The sequence below is a fragment of the Sinisalibacter lacisalsi genome (assembly GCF_014640115.1).
In the GTDB taxonomy this organism is placed as follows: Bacteria; Pseudomonadota; Alphaproteobacteria; order Rhodobacterales; family Rhodobacteraceae; genus Sinisalibacter; species Sinisalibacter lacisalsi.
Genome location: NZ_BMGI01000002.1, coordinates 586,521 through 603,400, shown reverse-complemented (window position 1 = coordinate 603,400; position 16,880 = coordinate 586,521). Strand labels below are relative to the sequence as shown.

The following is a 16,880-nucleotide window of genomic DNA, read 5'->3' as shown; positions in this document are numbered from 1 at the left end:
CCGTGCCCCGCCCGGCGCAACCGCCCGCGCGCAGCGGTGGGGACTTAAGTAGACCGCAAGTTTAGTTGGGGAAGTCGCCTTAGAACCGCCTTTCGGGCGCGGGCAATCCGCGCCCAACGTGCTCTTTTTATGACAAAAATTCCTGCGATCCGTGCTTGTGATTGAGCGCGAGATTCGGACTGCTTTCTTTTGCATCCATGGGCTGCATATAGGCGCCCATCGCCACTCCAGTTTTCGATCCGAACGGGCTTGCCGGGAGATGGCGTCATCGAACTTATTCCTTCCTGCGGTACGATCACGGTTTTAAGGAGTGCAGGGAATGCTTTGTTTTTGTGCGTAGCCGAAACTGGCATTCTTGCACTGCCCGAGTAATGAGGAACAATCAGTTCAAATGCGTCTTCGCGCGGTGATGAAAGGAACGTAATCGCGGTGACTGTCGAGCGTTCCGGCAGCATAACTCGTATCGAAGGCCGCGAATACGGCACACGCATTGCGCTGTTTGAAAAAACTTCCTCGGCGAATCCTGTTATAAGCTGCAAATCTTGGCCGTTTGTTATCTTAGGTTCAACTGGGGCGGGTACGCGCGCTGCAGTTACTGCCCTGAATACGCCTTGTGAAATGAAGTCTAGCACTTCCCTGCTATGTGCGTAGTGTGCACCGTCTCTGAACACGTTCTTCGGTAACGTGTGCACTCCTAGCGCGGCCCTGTACTCGGCTGACATATCAAATGCCTCCAGCCCATAATGGTCGAAGAGTTCTTGGAGGCGTAAATAATATGGTGCACGTTTCGTATCTTGTTCTAATCTTCTCGGTGTGAAGATAGCGGGCGCGAAAGCTACGTTTCGGGCTCGCGCCCACCGAGCGAAATGCTCAATGTGGCACAGCAGTGTATTTGCCTGAAGCCCCCGGTGGATGTGGTTTATCTCGTTTAGAGCATATTCCCAGACAATTACATCGCTAGCACCGAGATCGTCTGTGGTGATCGCTCTGAATAATCCGGTGATTGAGGTCGTAGCTCCAACCGATAAGTTGATGAAATTGGGTTCGAGGTCTCGAAACCGGCTGATCCACCCCTCCTTGTGAAGAGAGTTCGAACCGCCGACAATGTACACTGTCATACGACCATTTCCATTCTCCTTCCCCCCCCCCTCCCGCCGGCTCATTTCAGGATCGACCGCCCGGCGTAGATCGCCGTCTCGCCGAGCATTTCCTCGATCCGGATCAGCTGGTTGTATTTCGCCAGCCGGTCGGAGCGGCTGAGCGAGCCGGTCTTGATCTGGCCGCAGTTCGTCGCCACCGCGAGGTCGGCGATGGTGGCGTCCTCGGTCTCGCCCGAGCGGTGGCTCATCACGTTGGTGTAGCGCGCGCGGTGGGCCATCTCGACGGCACGCAGGGTCTCGCTCAGCGTGCCGATCTGGTTGACCTTCACCAGCATCGAGTTGGCCACGCCATCCTCGATCCCGCGCGCCAGCCGCTCGGGGTTGGTGACGAACAGATCGTCGCCGACGAGTTGTACCCGGTCGCCCAGTACTTCCGTCAGCGTCGACCAGCCGTCCCAGTCGTCCTCGGCCATGCCGTCTTCGATCGAGAGGATCGGGTAGTCGTTCACCAGCGCCTGCAGGTAGGCCACGTTCTCGTCCGACGAGAGCGACAGGCCCTCGCCCTTCATATCGTATTTGCCATCGCGGTAATACTCGGTGGAGGCGGCATCCAGCGCGAGGAAGATATCTTCGCCGGGCTTGTAGCCGGCCTTCTCGATGCTCTTGAGGATGAAATCGAGCGCCTCGCGGGCGGAGCTGAGGTTGGGCGCGAAGCCGCCCTCGTCGCCGATACCGGTGTTCAGGCCCGCCGCCGAAAGCTCCTTCTTCAGCGTGTGGAACACTTCCGCGCCCATCCGCACCGCGTCGCGGATGTTGTCCGCGCTCACCGGCATGATCATGAATTCCTGGATGTCGATCGGGTTGTCGGCATGTTCGCCGCCGTTGATGATGTTCATCATCGGCACCGGCAGAACCCGCGCCGCCGAGCCGCCGACGTAGCGGTAGAGCGGCAGCGAGGAAAATTCCGCCGCCGCCTTGGCCACCGCGAGGCTCACGCCGAGGATGGCATTGGCACCGAGCCGGGCCTTGTTGGCGGTGCCGTCGAGTTCGATCATCGCCGCGTCGATCGCCTCCTGCTCGGTGGCGTCGAAGCCGACCAGCGCCTCGGCGATCTCGCCGTTGACCGAGGCCACCGCCTCGAGCACGCCCTTGCCGCCGTAGCGGCTCTTGTCGCCGTCGCGCTTTTCATGCGCTTCGTGCACACCGGTGGAGGCGCCCGAGGGTACGGCGGCGCGGCCCTCGGTGCCGTCTTCGAGGATCACGTCGACTTCCACCGTGGGGTTGCCGCGGCTGTCGAGAATCTCGCGGGCGAAAAGGTCGATGATGGTGCTCATGGCGCTGGTCCTGTCTGAGGTGCGTTCAGGCGCGGTCATACCGCGCGCAGGCCCGCGAGGGAAGGGACGTCGCGCCGCGGCGCGGCAAAAACGGGCTCAGATCGCGGTGGGTGGCGGCACCGCGGTGGGGCGCCGCATCAGCCGGCGCTCGCGGATCAGCGTGTAGAGCCCGGCGCCGACGACGATGGCGGCCCCGACCAGCATCGGAGCGTCGAGCGGGTCGCCGAACAGCGTCCAGCCGATGGCGAGGCCGAACACCAGGCGCGTGTAGCGAAACGGCGTGACGAAGGCGATCTCGCCGGTCTGCATCGCCCGGGTCAGGGCGTAGTAGCCAACCATTCCGAGCGCCAGCGCGCCGAGGATCATCCCGCCCTCGACCGGGCTCGGGCGCACCGCGCCGCCGGAAAGCGCGAGCAGGCCGGCGCCGATCGGCACCAGCATGAAGAAGCCCCAGGCCGAAAGCTGGAGCGGGTGCACCTCGCGCGGGCAGGCCCGGGTGGCGAGATCGCGCGTCGCCAGCCCGAGCGCCGCGAGCAGGCCGAACAGCGCCTCGGGGCGGAAACCCTCGAAGCCGGGGCGCAGGATGATCAGCACGCCGATCAGCCCCACCGCCAGCGCCGCCCAGCGCCGCCAACCCACCTGCACCCGCATGAACACGATCGCCCCCAGCGTCACGAACAGCGGCATCGCCTGCAACAGCGCCGAGGCGAGCGACAGCGGGATCAGCGTCAGCGCGGTGACGAAGGCGGTGGTGCCGACGATCTCGCCGGCGTTGCGCAGCATCACCACCGGCGTGAAGAACGCGCGCGAGCGCCAACAATAGCCGGCCCGGCTGGCGAGCATCGCGAAGGCCAGCCCGCCGCCCGCGCCGAGGTAGACCAGCACCTGGCCCATCGGCACGCGGGCGGTGATCGCCTTGACGAAAGCGTCCTCGATGGCGAACCCGGCCATCGCAAGAACCATCAAGAGCGCGCCGCGCAGGTTGTCCATGGGAAACTCCAAGCCGGGAGTGCGGGTTGCCGCTTGATCCTGGCCAAAATACCTTGGGGGTGTCTCGCCGAAGGCGTGCCTCCGGCACGACGGCAGAGCCCCCGTGTGGATCGGCCCGCGTCAGCGGGGCGAAACCGTTCAGCTCGCGGCGGTGTCGACCACCTCGACCTCGTGGGTCAGCGTGGCGGTGGCCGCCATCATCGCCGAGGCCGAGCAGTATTTCTCCACCGAGAGGCTCACGGCGCGTTCGGCCTTGCCGGCGCTCAGGCCCCGGCCCTTGACGATGAAACGCATGTGGATGCGGGTGAACACCTTGGGATCGGTCTCGGCGCGGTCGGCGTCGAGTTCGACCTCGACGCTTTCCACCGGCTCGCGGCCCTTTTCGAGAATGTGCACCACGTCATACGCAGCGCAGCCGCCGGTGCCGATCAGCACCAGTTCCATCGGGCTCGGGCCCGGCTTCGGCCCGGCCTCGGACGCGGCGCCGAAAACGATCTTGTGCCCGGCTTCCGCCTCGCCCACGAAGGTGCGATCTTCGACCCATTTCACGCGCACGTCCATCCTGCGGCCTCCCGGTTTCGCGTTTCGACCGCACATGACTGCCCGAAGCCGCCGGCAGGCGCAAGGGGGCCGCGCGCGCGGTGCGCCTCAGCGCATGATCAGCACCGGCACCGGGCAGGACCGGATCAGCGCGGTGGTGGTCGAGCCGATGATCAGGTGGCGCACCCGCGAGTGGCCATAGGCGCCCATCACCAGCAGGTCATGCGCGCCGAGCGTGGTGATCTGGGCCAGCACCTTCTCCGGCTCGCCGGGGCGCAGGATGATCTCGGGCGTGAAGCCCGCCGCGCCGAGCCGGGCCGAGGCCTTGTCGAGCGCGGCGCGCAGTTCGGGCGTTTCGGCGCCGGCGAAGACGAGCGACACCTCCAGCCCGCCGAACAGCTTGCAATCGGCGACGTAGTCGACCGCCTTCATTGCCGAGGGGCCGCCGTCGAAGGCCAGCAGCACGCGTTCGATCGGCTTGAAGGCGCGGTTGGCGATGAACACCGGCTTGTGGCTGGCGCGCACGATGCGTTCGAGGTTGGAGCCGAGATGTTCCGACGCCAGCCCCGCCGCCTCGCCGCGCTTGCCGACCACGATCATGTCGCCCTGGTCTTCCTTCTCGGTGATGGTCTCGACCAGGTCGCCCTGGCGCAGGCGGGTTTCCACCTCGACGTCGCCGCCGCTCGCGACGATGGCCTTGGCGTCTTCGAGGATCGCGCGGCCATGTTCATGGGCGAGCCTGGCGCGGGCGGCGTCCACTTCGGAGAGCTGTTCGAGCAGCCGGGTGCGGGCGCCGAGCCGGATCGCGCCCGACAGGTCCTGCTTCTCGGGCCCGTCGCGCCGCCCCATCACGTGGTAGAGCTTGACCTTCGAGCCGGTGCGCCGGGCGATCCAGGCGCTGTGGTGGCAGACGCTTTCGGCATAGGCCGAGCCGTCGACGAGCGCGATGAGCGTGTTTGTCAGCATGGGTCTGTCTCCCTCAATGGCCCATCAGCGTGTCCATCGCGCCGGGCTTGTCATGGACGGCAAGCCGGTCGACGATGGTTTCGGACGCCGCGTTGAGGCCGATGATCTCGACTTCGGCCCCCTCCCGGCGGAACTTGAGCAGGGCCATGTCGAGCGCGGCAACCGAAGAAATGTCCCAGATATGCGCGCGGCTCACGTCGATGGTGACCTTTTCGGGCGCTTCCTTGAAGTCGAAAGCCTTCATGAAGTCTTCCGACGAGGCGAAGAACAGCTGGCCCTCGACGTGATAGGTGCGGTGGCTGCCATCGGGCGTGATCTCGCTGCGCACCCGGAAAAGCTGCGCGATCTTCCAGGCGAAGAACAGCCCCGAGAGCAGCACGCCGACCAGCACGCCGATCGCGAGGTTATGGGTGTAGATCACGAAGAACACCGTCGCCAGCATCACGATCGACGACGAGCGCGGATGGTCGCGCAGGTTGCGGATCGACGACCACGAGAAGGTGCCGATCGAGACCATGATCATGATCGCCACCAGCGCCGCCATCGGGATCATCGCCACGATATCGCCGATCAGCACCACCATCGCCAGAAGGTAGATCCCGGCGGCGAAGGACGAAAGCCGCCCGCGGCCACCGGATTTGACGTTGATGATCGACTGGCCGATCATCGCGCAGCCCGCCATGCCGCCGATGAAGCCGGTGGCGGTGTTGGCGATTCCCTGGCCGATGCACTCCTGGTTGCGGTCCGAGGTGGTGTCGGTCAGGTCGTCGACGATCTGCTGGGTCATCAGGCTTTCGAGCAGGCCGACGATGGCGACGGCGACGGAATAGGGGAAGATGATCTGCAGGGTCTCGAAATTGAGCGGGATGTCGGGGATCAGGAAAACCGGCAGAGTGTCGGGCAGGGCGCCCATGTCACCCACGGTGCGCACGTCGAGCCCGAGCACCACGGCAAGCCCGGTCAGCACGATGATGGTGACCAGCGGCGAGGGCACGGCGGTGGTGAGGCGCGGAAACAGGTAGATGATCGCCAGCCCCGCGGCGACCAGCACGTAGGTGAGCATCGGCACGTTGCGCGGATCGAGCTCGGGCAGTTGCGCGATGAAGATCAGGATCGCCAGCGCGTTGACGAAGCCGGTCATCACCGAGCGCGAGACGAAGCGCATCACCCGGCCGAGCTTCAGAAGCCCCGCGCCGATCTGCAACAGCCCCGCCAGCACGGTGGCGGCGAGCAGGTATTGCAGCCCGTGGTCCTTGACCAGCGTGACCATCAGCACCGCCGTGGCGGCGGTGGCGGCCGAGATCATTCCCGGCCGGCCGCCGGTGATGGCGATGATCACCGCGATCGAGAACGAGGCATAGAGCCCGACCTTCGGATCAACCCCGGCTATGATCGAGAAGGCGATCGCTTCGGGGATCAGCGCGAGGGCGACGACGAGGCCGGAGAGCAGATCGCCGCGGATGTTGCTCGTCCACTGGCGGCGGTATTGGGCGGGTGTGATCATGAAAGCGGTTCCCGGGGCCGCGACGGCGCATCGCGGTCTTGGTCATTGGTGTGCGTGTCGGGTTATCCGGTGGATCGGCGGCCGGAGGAGCCAGCCGGGAGTTTCACCCGGCTCCAAGTGCGTTCGGCGCGGGTTTAGCGGCGCGGGCGATGATTGCCAAGGCCCCATTTCGCCGCGCCCGGCTCAGCCGAAGCGCGCCCGCGTGCGGTTGGCCAGCGCCACCAGCGAGAGCATCACCGGCACCTCCACCAGCACCCCCACCACGGTGGCCAGCGCCGCGCCCGAATTGAGCCCGAACAGCGAGATCGCCACCGCCACCGCCAGTTCGAAGAAGTTCGAGGTGCCGATCAGCGCGCAGGGCGCGGCGATCCGGTGCGGCACCCTGAGCGCCCAGGCGGCGAGGTAGGCCAGCGCGAAGATACCGTAGGACTGGATCAGGATCGGCACCGCGATCAGCGCGATCACGGCGGGCCGGTCGAGGATCACCTTTCCCTGGAGGCCGAACAGGATCACCACCGTCGCGATCAGCCCGATCACCGACCACGGCTTCACCCGGGCCTGGAACGCGGCGATGCGGGCGGGCGATGCGAGCCAGCGGCGGGTGGCGACCCCGGCCAGGAGCGGCAGCGCCACGAACAGCACGACCGAGAGCACCAGCGTTTCCCACGGCACCGAAATGTCGGTCACCCCGAGCAGCAGCGCCACGATCGGCGCGAAGGCGAAAACCATCACCACGTCGTTCACCGAGACCTGCAGCAGGGTGTAATTGGCGTCGCCCTTCGTAAGCTGCGACCAGACGAACACCATCGCCGTGCAGGGCGCGGCGCCGAGCAGGATCAGCCCGGCGATGTATTGCGAGGCGTCCTCGGGGGAGATGAAGGGGGCGAAGACGGTCTCGAAGAACAGCACCGCCAGCGCCGCCATGGTGAAGGGCTTGATCAGCCAGTTGACCGCGAGGGTGATCGCCAGCCCCTTCGGCTCGCGCAGCGCGCCGCCGATATGGGCCGGGTCGACCGCCACCATCATCGGGTAGACCATCGCCCAGATCAGCACCGCCACCACGAGGTTGACCCGCGCCACCTCGGCCGCGGCGATGGCGTTTACCAGCCCCGGCGCAAGGCTGCCGATGATTATGCCGCCGGCCATCGCCAGTGCGATCCAGAGCGTCAGGTAGCGTTCGAAGATGCTCATGCCGGGCCTTGGTCCTCGTCTGCGTGCAACCGGCCCGCCGCGAGGGCCGAGAGCGCGACCATCGCCGCCGCGACCGTGAGCGTCAAGCCCAGCCCGCCGAGCTGGTAGGTCAGGCCCGAAAGCAGGGTGCCGATCAACCGGCCGAACGCGTTGGCCATGTAGTAGAAGCCCACGTCCATCGTCACCCGCTCGGCGCGGGTGAAGGCGAGGATGAGGTAGGAGTGCAGCGAGGAATTGACCGCGAAGAGCGCGCCGAAGGCAAGCAGGCCCGCGACCAGCGTGGCGGTCAGCCAAGGCGCCGGACCGGGGGCGGCGAAGAGCGCGAGCGCGAGGGCGGCGGGCACGGCGATGAGCGCCGCTGCCCAGCCGCGCGCGGCGCGGATCAGATCGGATTCGGGGCGGCGGGCGGCCCCGAGCAGCCGGGGGGCGGCGGCCTGCACCGCGCCGTAGAGGATGATCCAGCCCGCCATGAAGGTGCCGATCAGGAAGAAGGCGGCGCGGTTGCCCGCCTCGCTGCCGTCCGAGAGCACGGCGTAGAAATAGACCGGGATGCCGACGACGAACCAAACGTCGCGCGCGCCGAACAGGAACACCCGCGCCACCGACAGCCAGTTCACGTTGGCCGATTTCGAGAACACTTCCGAGAACTTGGCGCCCTTGCGGCCGCGGGGCAGGCCCGGCGGCATCGCCAGCGCGATGGCTGCGAGGATCACCGCGAGCCCGGCGGCCATCGCCAGCACCGACCAGGTGAAGCCGATGCCTGCGAGCAGCGCGGCGCCGAGCAGGAAGCCGAGGCCCTTGACCGCGTTCTTCGAGCCGGTCAGCGCCGCGACCCAGCGAAACAGCCCGCCATCCGCCGTGGGCGCGAGCAGTTTCACCGCCGATTTGGACGACATCTTGGCCAGATCCTTGGCCACCCCCGAGGCGCCCTGCACCACCATCACGAAAGCCACCGAAACCCCGATGGCCCAGCCGGGATCGAGCCGGGCGAGGGCGAGCAGGGCGACGATCTGCAGCGCAAGGCCGGCGTAGAGCGTTGAGGTCAGCCCGAAGCGCGCCGCGATCCAGCCCGCCGAGAGGTTCGTCACCATCCCGGCGATCTCGTAGAGCACGAAGAGATAGGCCAGTTGCACCGGCGAAAAGCCCAGCGTGTGGAAGTGCAGGAGCACCAGCATCCTGAGCGCGCCGTCGGTGAGCATGAAGGCCCAGTAGGCGGCGGTGACCGCGATATAGGCCGAAAGGCCCTCGGGCCGGGTGGTCACACCGAGGCCCCCACCATCTGCGCCACGTCGACCAGCCGGTGGGCATAGCCCATCTCGTTGTCATACCAGGCGTAGACCTTCACCTGCGTGCCGTTGACCACCATGGTGGAGGGCGCGTCGACGATCGAGGAGCGGGTGTCGTTGGTGTAATCGGCGGACACGAGCGGGCGGGTCTCGTAGCCGAGGATGCCCTTGAGCGGGCCAGCGGCGGCGGCCTCGAACAGCGCGTTGACCTCCTCGGGCGTGGTTGCGCGCTCGACCTCGAAGACGCAATCGGTGAGCGAGGCGTTGAGCAGCGGCACCCGCACCGCATGGCCGTTCAGCCGGCCCGCGAGGTCGGGGTAGATCAGCGTGATCGCGGTGGCCGAGCCGGTGGTGGTGGGGATCAGCGAGTTCAGCGCCGAGCGGGCGCGGCGCAGGTCTTTCGCGGGCCGGTCGACGATGGTCTGGGTGTTGGTCACGTCGTGGATCGTGGTGATCGAGCCGTGCCGGATGCCGAGGCTCTCGTGGATCACCTTGACCACCGGCGCGAGGCAATTGGTGGTGCAGGAGGCGGCGGTGACGATGTCATGCGCCGCCGGGTCGTAGGTGTCATCGTTCACGCCGTAGACGATGTTGGCGGTCGGCCCGTCCTTCACCGGGGCCGAAACCATCACCTTCTTCACCCCGGCTTCGAAATAGGGCGCAAGGGCGGCCTCGGTCTTGAACACGCCGGTGCAGTCGATCACAACGTCGACGCCGTCGAGCGGCAGATCGGCGAGGTTGCGCGTGCCGATGAAGGGCAGGCGGGTGCCACCGATGGTCACGCTCCCGGCGTCATGGGCGAAATCGGCCTGCCAGCGGCCGTGCACCGTGTCGAACTCCAGAAGATGCGCGTGCATCTCCGGGTCGCCCACCGCGTCGTTGATCCAGGCGATCTCGGCGCCGCGCTCGAGGAGCGGTTTCAGCGCGAGTTTTCCGATCCGGCCAAGGCCGTTGAGGGCATAGGTGGTCATCCGGGGTCAGTCCTTTGCGAGATGGGCGATGTCGTCGACGGCGGCCTGCAGCGCGATCCGGTCGAGCGCGGCGATCGGCAGGGCGGCGAAGGCGCTGATCCGCCGCAACAGCCCGCCGTAGGCCTCGCGGAAGGCCAGCCGTTTCTCGGCCTCGCTGCCCTCGGCCTTCACCGGGTCGGGCATGCCCCAATGGCCGCTGATCGGCTGGCCCTCCCAGGCCGGGCATTCCTCGTTGGCGGCCTGGTTGCAGACGGTGAAGACGAAATCCATCGCCGGCGCATCGGGGCCGGTGAACTCGCCCACGTTCTTGGCGCGCAGCAGCGAGATGTCGTGGCCGTTGGCCTTGAGCACCTCGAGCGCGTAGGGGTTCAACTCCGACGAGGGCTTGGTGCCGGCGGAATAGGCGGTGAAACGGTCGCCGGCATGATCGCGCAGGATCGATTCGGCGAAGATCGAGCGGGCGGAATTTCCGGTGCAGATGAACAGCACGTTGAATTTGCGGTCGGGCATGGCGGTTTGTTCTCCGGGGCGGGACGAGGCGACGGGGGCGCAAAGCTCGGGGCGCGCGCGGCAGCAATCGCGCATCAGGTAGTCGAGCGTGTTTTGAACTTCCGTCATGGCGATGGAGTAGAGCAGCGATGTGCCGGCGCGGTCCTGCCGCACCAGCCCGGCCTGCATCAGCGCCGCGAGATAGGCCGAGAGCGTGCTGGGCTTGAGCCCCAGCGCGCCGGCGATCTCGCCCGCCGGCAGGCGGTCGGGGTGGCGGCGCATGAGCAGCCGAAACACGGCAAGCCGTTGCGGGTGGCCAAGGGTGGCGAGACGGTCGGGAATCACTGTTTCCATATTTCACGGATAACAGAAATAAGGCGGCTGCAGCGTGAAGTTTCTGTAACGGTTTCGTGCCCCACTTCGTGCCCCACCAAGAGGGCGACGATGGCCGGGCGCTCTGTCAACGGCGTGCCCCGCGCGCGTGCCCGGCGCACCACCCGATTGCCCCGCATTTTGCTTCCTGCTATGTCCGGGGAAAATAGTTATGGGAGATAACAATGAAGATCGGCAAGGATACACCCCTGGTGGTGACGGGCGGGGCCTCGGGGCTGGGCGAGGCGGTGGCGCGGGCCTTCGCCGCGCTGGGCGCGCCGGTGGCGTTGTTCGATCTCAACGAGGCGCGCGGCGAGGCGGTGGCGGCGGAGCTTGGCGGCGTCTTCGCCCGCGTCGACGTGTCCGACCCCGAGAGCGTGCGGGCCGGTTTTGCCAAGGTGCGCGCCGTGCAGGGGCAGGAGCGCGTGCTGATGAACTGCGCCGGCATCGGCCCGGCGGCAAAAACCGTCTCGAAGGGCGTGGCGCATGACCCCGCCCTGTTCATGAAGGCGATCACGGTCAACCTCGGCGGCAGCTTCAACTGCGCCAGCCAGGCGGCCGAGGGCATGGTGGCCGCCGAGCCGCTCAATGACGACGGTGAGCGCGGCGCCATCATCAACACCGCGTCCGTCGCCGCGTTCGACGGCCAGGTGGGCCAGGTGGCCTATGCCGCCTCGAAGGGCGGCGTGGTGGGCATGACCCTGCCGATGGCGCGCGATCTTTCGCGCGACGGTATCCGCGTCAACACCATCGCGCCGGGCATCTTCCTCACCCCGCTGCTCGACCAGTTGCCGCAGGAGGTGCAGGACAGCCTCGGCGCGCAGGTGCCGTTCCCGTCGCGGCTTGGCAAGCCCGAGGAATTCGCCGCGCTGGCGCTGCACATGGCCCAGAACGCGATGCTGAACGCCGAGGTGATCCGCCTAGACGGTGCGATCCGGATGGCGCCGCGCTGACGCGGTGTCGTCCCGGGCCGTGTGCCCGGGGCGACCGCGCGGGGGGCTCTGCCCCCCGCACCCCCCGAGGTATTTTTCGACCCAAGAAGGGGGGAGGGTCGGGCTTCAGAACCTGCCGTCGCCCGGCGCGGAGGTCCCCGTTCCATGGCTCAGCCCGCGTCGGGCTGTTGCGCCGGCGCCGCGTTGCTGAAGGCGGGCAGCGCGTCGAGTGCCGCGAAGATGCGGTTGATCGTCGGGTAGGGCGCCATGTCGACCTCGAAGCGGCGGTTGTTCCAGATCTGGGCGTAGAGGCAGCAATCGGCGTAGCCGGGGGTGTCGCCTTGGCAATAGGTGCCGGTGTGGGGGCTTTGCGCCAGCATCGCTTCGAGCGGTTCGAACGTGGTGTGGACCCAGTGGGTGAACCACCTCTTCTTGCCGGCGTGGCCGGCGCCGAACTCGGCATCGAGGAAGTTCAGCACCCGCAGGTTGTTGATCGGGTGGATCTCCAGCGCCACCATCTGCGCCAGCGCCCGCACCCTGGCGCGCGCCTTCGGCGCGGCGGGCAGCAGCGGCGGCTCGGGGTGGGCCTCCTCGAGCCACTCCATGATCGCGAGCGACTGGGTGAGCACGGTGCCGTCTTCCAGTTCCAGCGCCGGCACCAGCCCTTGCGGGTTGATCCCGGTGTAGGCCGCGGCGCGTTGCTCGCCGGTGGGCAGGTGCACGCCAACGTAGTCATAGGCGAGCCCCTTGAGGTTGAGCGCCGCACGCAGGCGGGTGGAGGTGGAGGAGCGGAAGTAATTGTGGAGCCTGAGCGTCATCTGTCCTGCCTTTCGGGGTTTGCGGGCAACCTGCCATGGCGCGGGACCGGGGGGAAGGGCCAGCGGGGTTCAGGCCGGGTGGATATGCGGATGGCTGTGCAGGTGCGGATGGTCGTGGATCTCGCCGGGCACGAGGCGGCCCTCGGCGAGGATCATCGCCCGCGTGGCGAAGGCGGCGACGAAGGCGTCATCGTGCGAGACGAGGATCATCGCGCCCGCGTAGGCCGCGAGCGCGGCGGCGAGCCGGGCGCCATTGGCGGCGTCGATCCCGTTGGTGGGCTCGTCGAGCAGCAGCACCCGGGGCTCCATCGCCAGCAAGCCGGCGAGGCAGACCAGCCGCTTCTCGCCGCCCGAGAGCCGGTGGGTGAAGCGCGCGGCGAGATGGGCGATGCCGAGGCGCTCCAGCGTGGCGGTGGCGCGGGCGTTGGCCTCGGCCGCGCCAAGCCCGGCGTTGAGCGGGCCGAAGGCCACGTCTTCCAGCACGCTGGGGCAGAAGAGCTGATCGTCGCTGTCCTGGAACAGAAAGCCGATGCGCGGCCGCGCGGCGCGGAAATCGGCCTCGCGCAGGCAATCCTCGCCGAACAGCGCCACCGCGCCCGCCTGCGCCCGCTCCAGCCCGACGATGGCGCGCAGAAGCGTGGTCTTGCCGGCGCCGTTGGCTCCGACGATGGCAAGCCGCTCGCCCGCCGCGAGCGCGAGGCTGGCGCCCGAGAGCACCGCGCGGCCATCGCGTTCGAGCACAAGATCGGTGAGGCGGACGAGATCGGTCACAGCTTGTCCCAAACCAGGATGAGGGCGGCAGCACCCGTGATCAGCGCGGCGCCCGCCCAGTCGGCCCGCGCCGGGGCGGGCAGCGGCGCGCGCGGGTAGCGCCCCGTGAAGCCGCGCAGGCGCATCGCGTCTTCCACCCGGTCGGCGCGTTCAAGGGCACGGACGAGAAGCATCCCGACCAGGTAGCCGTAGCTGCGCCAGGTGTGAAGGTTCGATCGCGCCCGGAAGCCGCGCGCGCGCATCGCGTCATGCAACCGGCGCGCCTCGGCGCCGATCACCCCGACATAGCGCGCGGTGGTGACGAACAGGCGCACCAGCGGCTCGGGCAGGCCGAGCCCGGCGAGCGCCCGTCCCAGGTGCAGCGGCTCCTGGCCGCCGATGAGCAGCGCGATCAGCAGCACCGAGGCGGTGACCTTGCCCGCCAGAACCGCCGCGCGGGCCAGCCCTTCGGCGCTGGCGCTGAGCGGGCCGAGGCTCACCACAGCGCGGCCCTCGATGGTGAAGGGCAGGGTGAGGAAGAGCAGGAGCAGGAAGGCTTCGAGGTGCAACAGCCGCCGCCATGGGAGCGCCTGCCGGTCGAGGGCGAAGAGCGTGAGGGCGAGCGCGGCGGCGCACAGGGCGGGGGCGAGCCCGGAGAGTTGCGACACCAGCGCCACCGCGACGAAAGCGGCGGCGAGGCGCAGGCGCAGGTCGGCGGGAAGGATCACCGCCGCCGCCCCATCGCCCAGAGCCCGATCCCGGCCAGCCCGAGGATGAGGAAGATGCCAGAGAGAATATCGGTGAGGCGCAGCCGGGCGTCGAGTTCCTCGATTCGGGCATGGAGCGGCGCGATCTGGCGGGCGACGGCGGCTTCGACCGCGCGGGCCACGGCATCGGGCGCGGGCGTGGTGTCCGGCGTGGGCGCGGGCGCATCGGAAGCCGCCACGGCCACGGCCCCGAACCGCTCCGGTGCGAGGCTCTTCGTGGCGGCGTGGCCGTCGCCGAGGCTGACGGTGATCGTGACATCGCCGGTCACTTCGCCGGGGGCGGCAAAGGCAAAGCTTCCCTCGTCGTCGGTCTGGCCTTGCGCGATCTGCGCCCCGGCCATCTCGGCGCGCCAGCCAGCGCCCCTGGGCCGACCGCCACCGATGAAAAAGGCGTAGCCGGTGACGCGGTCGCCCTCGGGGGTGGCGAAAACCTTCAGCCCGTGCGCGGCGGCGGGACTGGCGAGGAGGAAGGCGAGGAAGAAGGCGAGGAGCGCGCGCATCGGGTTACTCCGGCCCGGCGGCGAGCCGCGGCGCAAGCGCCTCGGGCTGGACCCGGGCGAGAAAGGCCACCACCGCCGCGCTCACCGCGCCCTCGGCCAGCGCCAGCGGCAGGTAGGTGACCAGCAGAACCTGTGCGACGAGACCATACTCCGCCGATGATAGCCAGAGCGAGAGCGCCACCAGCAGCCCCGAGGCGATCACCGTTGCCGCGCCCGCGACGCCGCCGAGCAGCGCCGCGCGAGCCGGCGAGGCGGCGGTGCGGATCATCGGCCCCAGCGCGAGGCCGATCAACGCGCCGGGCAGGGCGATGTTGAGGGTGTTGATCCCGAGCGTGGTCAGCCCGCCGAAGCCGAACATCACCGCCTGCAGCGCCAGCCCGACCAGCACGGCGGGGAAGATGCCGAGCCCCAGCATCAGCCCCATCAGCCCTGAGAACACCAGGTGCACGCTCGACGGCCCCACCGGCACCGACACCAGCGATCCGGCGAAAAACACCGCCGCGAGCATCGCCACGCGCGGGATCGCGCGCTCGTCGATGCGGCGCAGCGCCAGGGTCACCCCGGCCGCCGCCAGGGCCGCGCCGCCGATCAGCACCGGGGCCGAGAGGATGCCATCGGGGATATGCACCGGCTCAGTTTCCCGCGCCCTGGGCATGGACCCAGATCAGCGCGCCTTCCTCCACCGGCACGGCCTCACCCTCGGGCGAGGTCATCGGGTCGTCTGCCTCGAGCAGCGCCGCGAAGCCCCACCAGCCGGGGAAGGCCATGGCATAGTGGAAGGAGCCGTTCGCGTCGGCCTTGATGACCTGGGTGACGAAGGCCTCGTTCGGGGCGTCGAGGCGCCCATCGTTGACGAATTCCACCTCGACCTCGGCGAAGGGCACCGGTTCGCCCGCCTTTGTCACCACGCCGGAGAACAGGTTGCCGGCCCAGATCCCGGTGGGCCGGGTCAGCGGCGCGATCTCGACCGGCAGGCCCACCATCGCGTCCCAGCCCTCGCCGGTGGCGTAACTGTCGACCACGACCTTGGCGTAATGCGCGATGAAAGCGCCCTCGGCCGGTTCCCAGTAGGGGTGCGGCGCGACCCAGAACACCGCCGCTCCCGGGGTGTCGAGCGCGTGGGTCAGCCGCCAGGCCATCGCGCCCTCCTGCGGCGCCTCGGTGAGCGCGCCGCCAAGATCGGTCTTCTCGCCGCCATGGAGCACGCCAACCGCGGCGGGCCGCTCCATCTGCATCACCGGGCCGCCTTCGAACGGGTGGGTAAAGGTGAGATCGAGGCGCACGTCGCCGCCCTCGGGCAGCACGTCCGCCTGCGGCAGGATCTCGAGGAAATGCGCCGCCGCGGGCAGGGCCAGGCCGAGGCTGGCGAGCGCGGTGGCGAGAGCAAAGGGGCGCAGCTTCATGAAGCTCTCCGAACGGGTATGAATTTCATGCGAGGTTATCATACGGGCCTCCCGCGGCAAGATGCAGGCGCAGAAAAACCGGTGCTTTCGCGGCCGATTCCGGGCTGGTATGTTGCCCCGTGGCAAACCGGAGGCCCCGATGCAGCGCGTGACCATCACCCTGACCGACGATATCGCCGAGGCGCTCGACGATTTCCTGGCCGCCAGCGGTGCGGCGAACCGCTCGGAAGCGATTCGCGATCTCGTGCGCCGGGGGCTCGCCGCGCGGGCCGACGCGCCGCGGGAGGCGCCCTGTTACGGTGTGGTGTCCTGCGCCGTCGACCAATCCATGCGCAACCTCGCGGTGCGAGTGCCGCAAAGCCGCCTCGACCGGCACGACCAGACCGTGGCGGCGCTCTCGGTGCCGCTCGATCACAGCACCTCGCTGGAGGTGGCGGTGATGCGCGGGCAGGTGGGCGACGTATCGGGTTTTGCCGAGGCGCTGTTTCTCGAACGCGGGGTGATGCATGGCGCGCTGTCGCTGATCCCGGTGTCGGAAGGCGGGCCGGAGCATGTGCACAACGCGGGCGAGGCCCATGCCCATGCCCACGTGAAGGTGGAAAGCGGCTTCTGAGCCCACCGGCCCGGCCTGACCGTCGCTCACAGCGCGCGCCGCCGTTGCCACGCGCCGCCACGGCGGCGCGGCGCGGGCAGGGCGAGCTCCAGCGGGGCGAGCGGCCCGCGAAGCGAGGCGCGGAGCAGGCGGCAGAACTCGGCCACCGCCGGATCACTGTCGATGAAGTCCGCCGTCACCCGCAGGGCGTGCAGCACCTCGGCCTCGTAGCGGGCCCCGCCGGGCAGCCCGGCGAGCCATTGCATGTAGCCCATCTGGCCGATCTCGCGCGCCCGGTCCGGGCCGGCCGGGGCCATCAGCAGTTGTGACAAGGTGTGAATATCCATCGCGCCCTCCGCGCCTGGCGGCGGGGGG

The 16,880-nt window shown here is 68.4% G+C and carries 19 protein-coding genes and 1 other annotated feature; of the genes, 2 read left to right on the top strand and 17 right to left on the bottom strand.

Annotated elements, in window-relative coordinates:
• Positions 1-44 precede the first annotated feature (44 nt).
• The 10 genes from IEW01_RS08785 to IEW01_RS08740 all read right to left on the bottom strand — a co-directional run bounded on the left by IEW01_RS08785 (position 45) and on the right by IEW01_RS08740 (position 10,725).
• The gene (locus tag IEW01_RS08785) at positions 45-1,118 is read right to left on the bottom strand and encodes a hypothetical protein (RefSeq protein WP_188527233.1); all 1,074 of its coding nucleotides are present in this window, start codon (positions 1,116-1,118) and stop codon (positions 45-47) included.
• 41 nt (positions 1,119-1,159) lie between these two features.
• Positions 1,160-2,434, bottom strand: a complete 1,275-nt coding sequence (gene eno / locus IEW01_RS08780) for a phosphopyruvate hydratase (RefSeq protein ID WP_188527232.1) — start codon at positions 2,432-2,434, stop codon at positions 1,160-1,162.
• Between the two features lie 96 nt (positions 2,435-2,530).
• Positions 2,531-3,424, bottom strand: coding sequence for a DMT family transporter (locus tag IEW01_RS08775; RefSeq protein WP_188527231.1), 894 nt, complete (start codon positions 3,422-3,424; stop codon positions 2,531-2,533).
• Positions 3,425-3,562: 138 nt separating this feature from the next.
• Entirely contained in the window at positions 3,563-3,985 is a 423-nt protein-coding gene (locus IEW01_RS08770) for an OsmC family protein (RefSeq protein ID WP_188527230.1), read from the bottom strand.
• A gap of 87 nt (positions 3,986-4,072) precedes the next feature.
• Positions 4,073-4,930 carry a universal stress protein gene (locus IEW01_RS08765; protein WP_188527229.1) on the bottom strand — a complete coding sequence of 286 codons (858 nt, stop codon included), beginning with the start codon at positions 4,928-4,930 and terminating at the stop codon, positions 4,073-4,075.
• A 13-nt stretch (positions 4,931-4,943) separates the two neighbouring features.
• Complete coding sequence (locus tag IEW01_RS08760; protein WP_188527228.1) at positions 4,944-6,434, bottom strand: SulP family inorganic anion transporter; 1,491 nt, start codon at positions 6,432-6,434, stop codon at positions 4,944-4,946.
• A 60-nt stretch (positions 6,435-6,494) separates the two neighbouring features.
• Positions 6,495-6,552 (bottom strand) — a sequence feature (sul1 is cis-regulatory element that is thought to sense ions involved in sulfur or methionine metabolism; They are found in Alphaproteobacteria).
• Positions 6,553-6,617: 65 nt separating this feature from the next.
• Positions 6,618-7,625, bottom strand: coding sequence for an ACR3 family arsenite efflux transporter (gene arsB / locus IEW01_RS08755; RefSeq protein WP_188527227.1), 1,008 nt, complete (start codon positions 7,623-7,625; stop codon positions 6,618-6,620).
• Positions 7,622-8,887, bottom strand: coding sequence for an organoarsenical effux MFS transporter ArsJ (gene arsJ, locus IEW01_RS08750; protein WP_188527226.1), 1,266 nt, complete (start codon positions 8,885-8,887; stop codon positions 7,622-7,624). Before arsJ ends, arsB begins: the two co-directional genes overlap by 4 nt.
• The gene (locus IEW01_RS08745) at positions 8,884-9,882 is read right to left on the bottom strand and encodes an ArsJ-associated glyceraldehyde-3-phosphate dehydrogenase (RefSeq protein WP_188527225.1); all 999 of its coding nucleotides are present in this window, start codon (positions 9,880-9,882) and stop codon (positions 8,884-8,886) included. The genes arsJ and IEW01_RS08745 overlap by 4 nt, the downstream gene beginning before the upstream one ends.
• 6 nt (positions 9,883-9,888) lie before the next feature.
• Complete coding sequence (locus IEW01_RS08740) at positions 9,889-10,725, bottom strand: arsenate reductase/protein-tyrosine-phosphatase family protein (protein WP_188527224.1); 837 nt, start codon at positions 10,723-10,725, stop codon at positions 9,889-9,891.
• 203 nt (positions 10,726-10,928) lie between these two features.
• Between IEW01_RS08740 and IEW01_RS08735 the strand changes: the two genes are divergently transcribed.
• Positions 10,929-11,696, top strand: coding sequence for an SDR family NAD(P)-dependent oxidoreductase (locus IEW01_RS08735; protein WP_188527223.1), 768 nt, complete (start codon positions 10,929-10,931; stop codon positions 11,694-11,696).
• A gap of 149 nt (positions 11,697-11,845) precedes the next feature.
• Here the strand turns inward: IEW01_RS08735 and maiA are convergent, their stop codons facing one another.
• The 6 genes from maiA to IEW01_RS08705 all read right to left on the bottom strand — a co-directional run bounded on the left by maiA (position 11,846) and on the right by IEW01_RS08705 (position 15,913).
• Positions 11,846-12,493 (bottom strand): maleylacetoacetate isomerase, encoded by a 648-nt coding sequence (gene maiA / locus IEW01_RS08730; RefSeq protein WP_188527222.1) that lies wholly within the window; start codon positions 12,491-12,493, stop codon positions 11,846-11,848.
• A 69-nt stretch (positions 12,494-12,562) separates the two neighbouring features.
• Positions 12,563-13,264, bottom strand: coding sequence for an energy-coupling factor ABC transporter ATP-binding protein (locus IEW01_RS08725; RefSeq protein ID WP_188527221.1), 702 nt, complete (start codon positions 13,262-13,264; stop codon positions 12,563-12,565).
• A complete protein-coding gene (gene cbiQ, locus IEW01_RS08720) occupies positions 13,261-13,971 on the bottom strand; it encodes a cobalt ECF transporter T component CbiQ (protein WP_188527220.1) in 711 nt (236 codons plus the stop codon). Before cbiQ ends, IEW01_RS08725 begins: the two co-directional genes overlap by 4 nt.
• On the bottom strand, positions 13,968-14,510 hold the full coding sequence (locus IEW01_RS08715; RefSeq protein ID WP_188527219.1) for a NikL family nickel/cobalt ECF transporter subunit: 543 nt from the start codon (positions 14,508-14,510) through the stop codon (positions 13,968-13,970). Before IEW01_RS08715 ends, cbiQ begins: the two co-directional genes overlap by 4 nt.
• Before the next feature lie 4 nt (positions 14,511-14,514).
• A complete protein-coding gene (cbiM, locus tag IEW01_RS08710; RefSeq protein ID WP_229738157.1) occupies positions 14,515-15,138 on the bottom strand; it encodes a cobalt transporter CbiM in 624 nt (207 codons plus the stop codon).
• Between the two features lie 4 nt (positions 15,139-15,142).
• Positions 15,143-15,913 carry a DUF4198 domain-containing protein gene (locus tag IEW01_RS08705; protein ID WP_188527217.1) on the bottom strand — a complete coding sequence of 257 codons (771 nt, stop codon included), beginning with the start codon at positions 15,911-15,913 and terminating at the stop codon, positions 15,143-15,145.
• Positions 15,914-16,052: 139 nt separating this feature from the next.
• On the opposite strand from IEW01_RS08705, the gene nikR reads away from it, so the two are divergent.
• Positions 16,053-16,526 carry a nickel-responsive transcriptional regulator NikR gene (nikR, locus tag IEW01_RS08700; protein WP_188527216.1) on the top strand — a complete coding sequence of 158 codons (474 nt, stop codon included), beginning with the start codon at positions 16,053-16,055 and terminating at the stop codon, positions 16,524-16,526.
• Positions 16,527-16,552: 26 nt separating this feature from the next.
• On the opposite strand, the gene IEW01_RS08695 is transcribed toward nikR, so the two are convergent.
• Positions 16,553-16,852 (bottom strand): hypothetical protein, encoded by a 300-nt coding sequence (locus IEW01_RS08695; RefSeq protein ID WP_188527215.1) that lies wholly within the window; start codon positions 16,850-16,852, stop codon positions 16,553-16,555.
• Positions 16,853-16,880: the final 28 nt, after the last annotated feature.

Excerpts from the sequence above, each read along its gene's own strand:
- IEW01_RS08715 (WP_188527219.1), bottom strand. The coding sequence starts at position 14,510 with ATGCGCGCGCTCCTCGCCTTCTTCCTCGCCTTCCTCCTCGCCAGTCCC.
- arsB (WP_188527227.1), bottom strand. The coding sequence starts at position 7,625 with ATGAGCATCTTCGAACGCTACCTGACGCTCTGGATCGCACTGGCGATG.
- eno (WP_188527232.1), bottom strand. The coding sequence starts at position 2,434 with ATGAGCACCATCATCGACCTTTTCGCCCGCGAGATTCTCGACAGCCGC.
- IEW01_RS08775 (WP_188527231.1), bottom strand. The coding sequence starts at position 3,424 with ATGGACAACCTGCGCGGCGCGCTCTTGATGGTTCTTGCGATGGCCGGG.
- IEW01_RS08745 (WP_188527225.1), bottom strand. The coding sequence starts at position 9,882 with ATGACCACCTATGCCCTCAACGGCCTTGGCCGGATCGGAAAACTCGCG.
- IEW01_RS08770 (WP_188527230.1), bottom strand. The coding sequence starts at position 3,985 with ATGGACGTGCGCGTGAAATGGGTCGAAGATCGCACCTTCGTGGGCGAG.
- IEW01_RS08765 (WP_188527229.1), bottom strand. The coding sequence starts at position 4,930 with ATGCTGACAAACACGCTCATCGCGCTCGTCGACGGCTCGGCCTATGCC.
- nikR (WP_188527216.1), top strand. The coding sequence starts at position 16,053 with ATGCAGCGCGTGACCATCACCCTGACCGACGATATCGCCGAGGCGCTC.
- IEW01_RS08705 (WP_188527217.1), bottom strand. The coding sequence starts at position 15,913 with ATGAAGCTGCGCCCCTTTGCTCTCGCCACCGCGCTCGCCAGCCTCGGC.
- IEW01_RS08785 (WP_188527233.1), bottom strand. The coding sequence starts at position 1,118 with ATGACAGTGTACATTGTCGGCGGTTCGAACTCTCTTCACAAGGAGGGG.
- IEW01_RS08740 (WP_188527224.1), bottom strand. The coding sequence starts at position 10,725 with ATGGAAACAGTGATTCCCGACCGTCTCGCCACCCTTGGCCACCCGCAA.
- IEW01_RS08735 (WP_188527223.1), top strand. The coding sequence starts at position 10,929 with ATGAAGATCGGCAAGGATACACCCCTGGTGGTGACGGGCGGGGCCTCG.
- IEW01_RS08695 (WP_188527215.1), bottom strand. The coding sequence starts at position 16,852 with ATGGATATTCACACCTTGTCACAACTGCTGATGGCCCCGGCCGGCCCG.
- maiA (WP_188527222.1), bottom strand. The coding sequence starts at position 12,493 with ATGACGCTCAGGCTCCACAATTACTTCCGCTCCTCCACCTCCACCCGC.
- IEW01_RS08760 (WP_188527228.1), bottom strand. The coding sequence starts at position 6,434 with ATGATCACACCCGCCCAATACCGCCGCCAGTGGACGAGCAACATCCGC.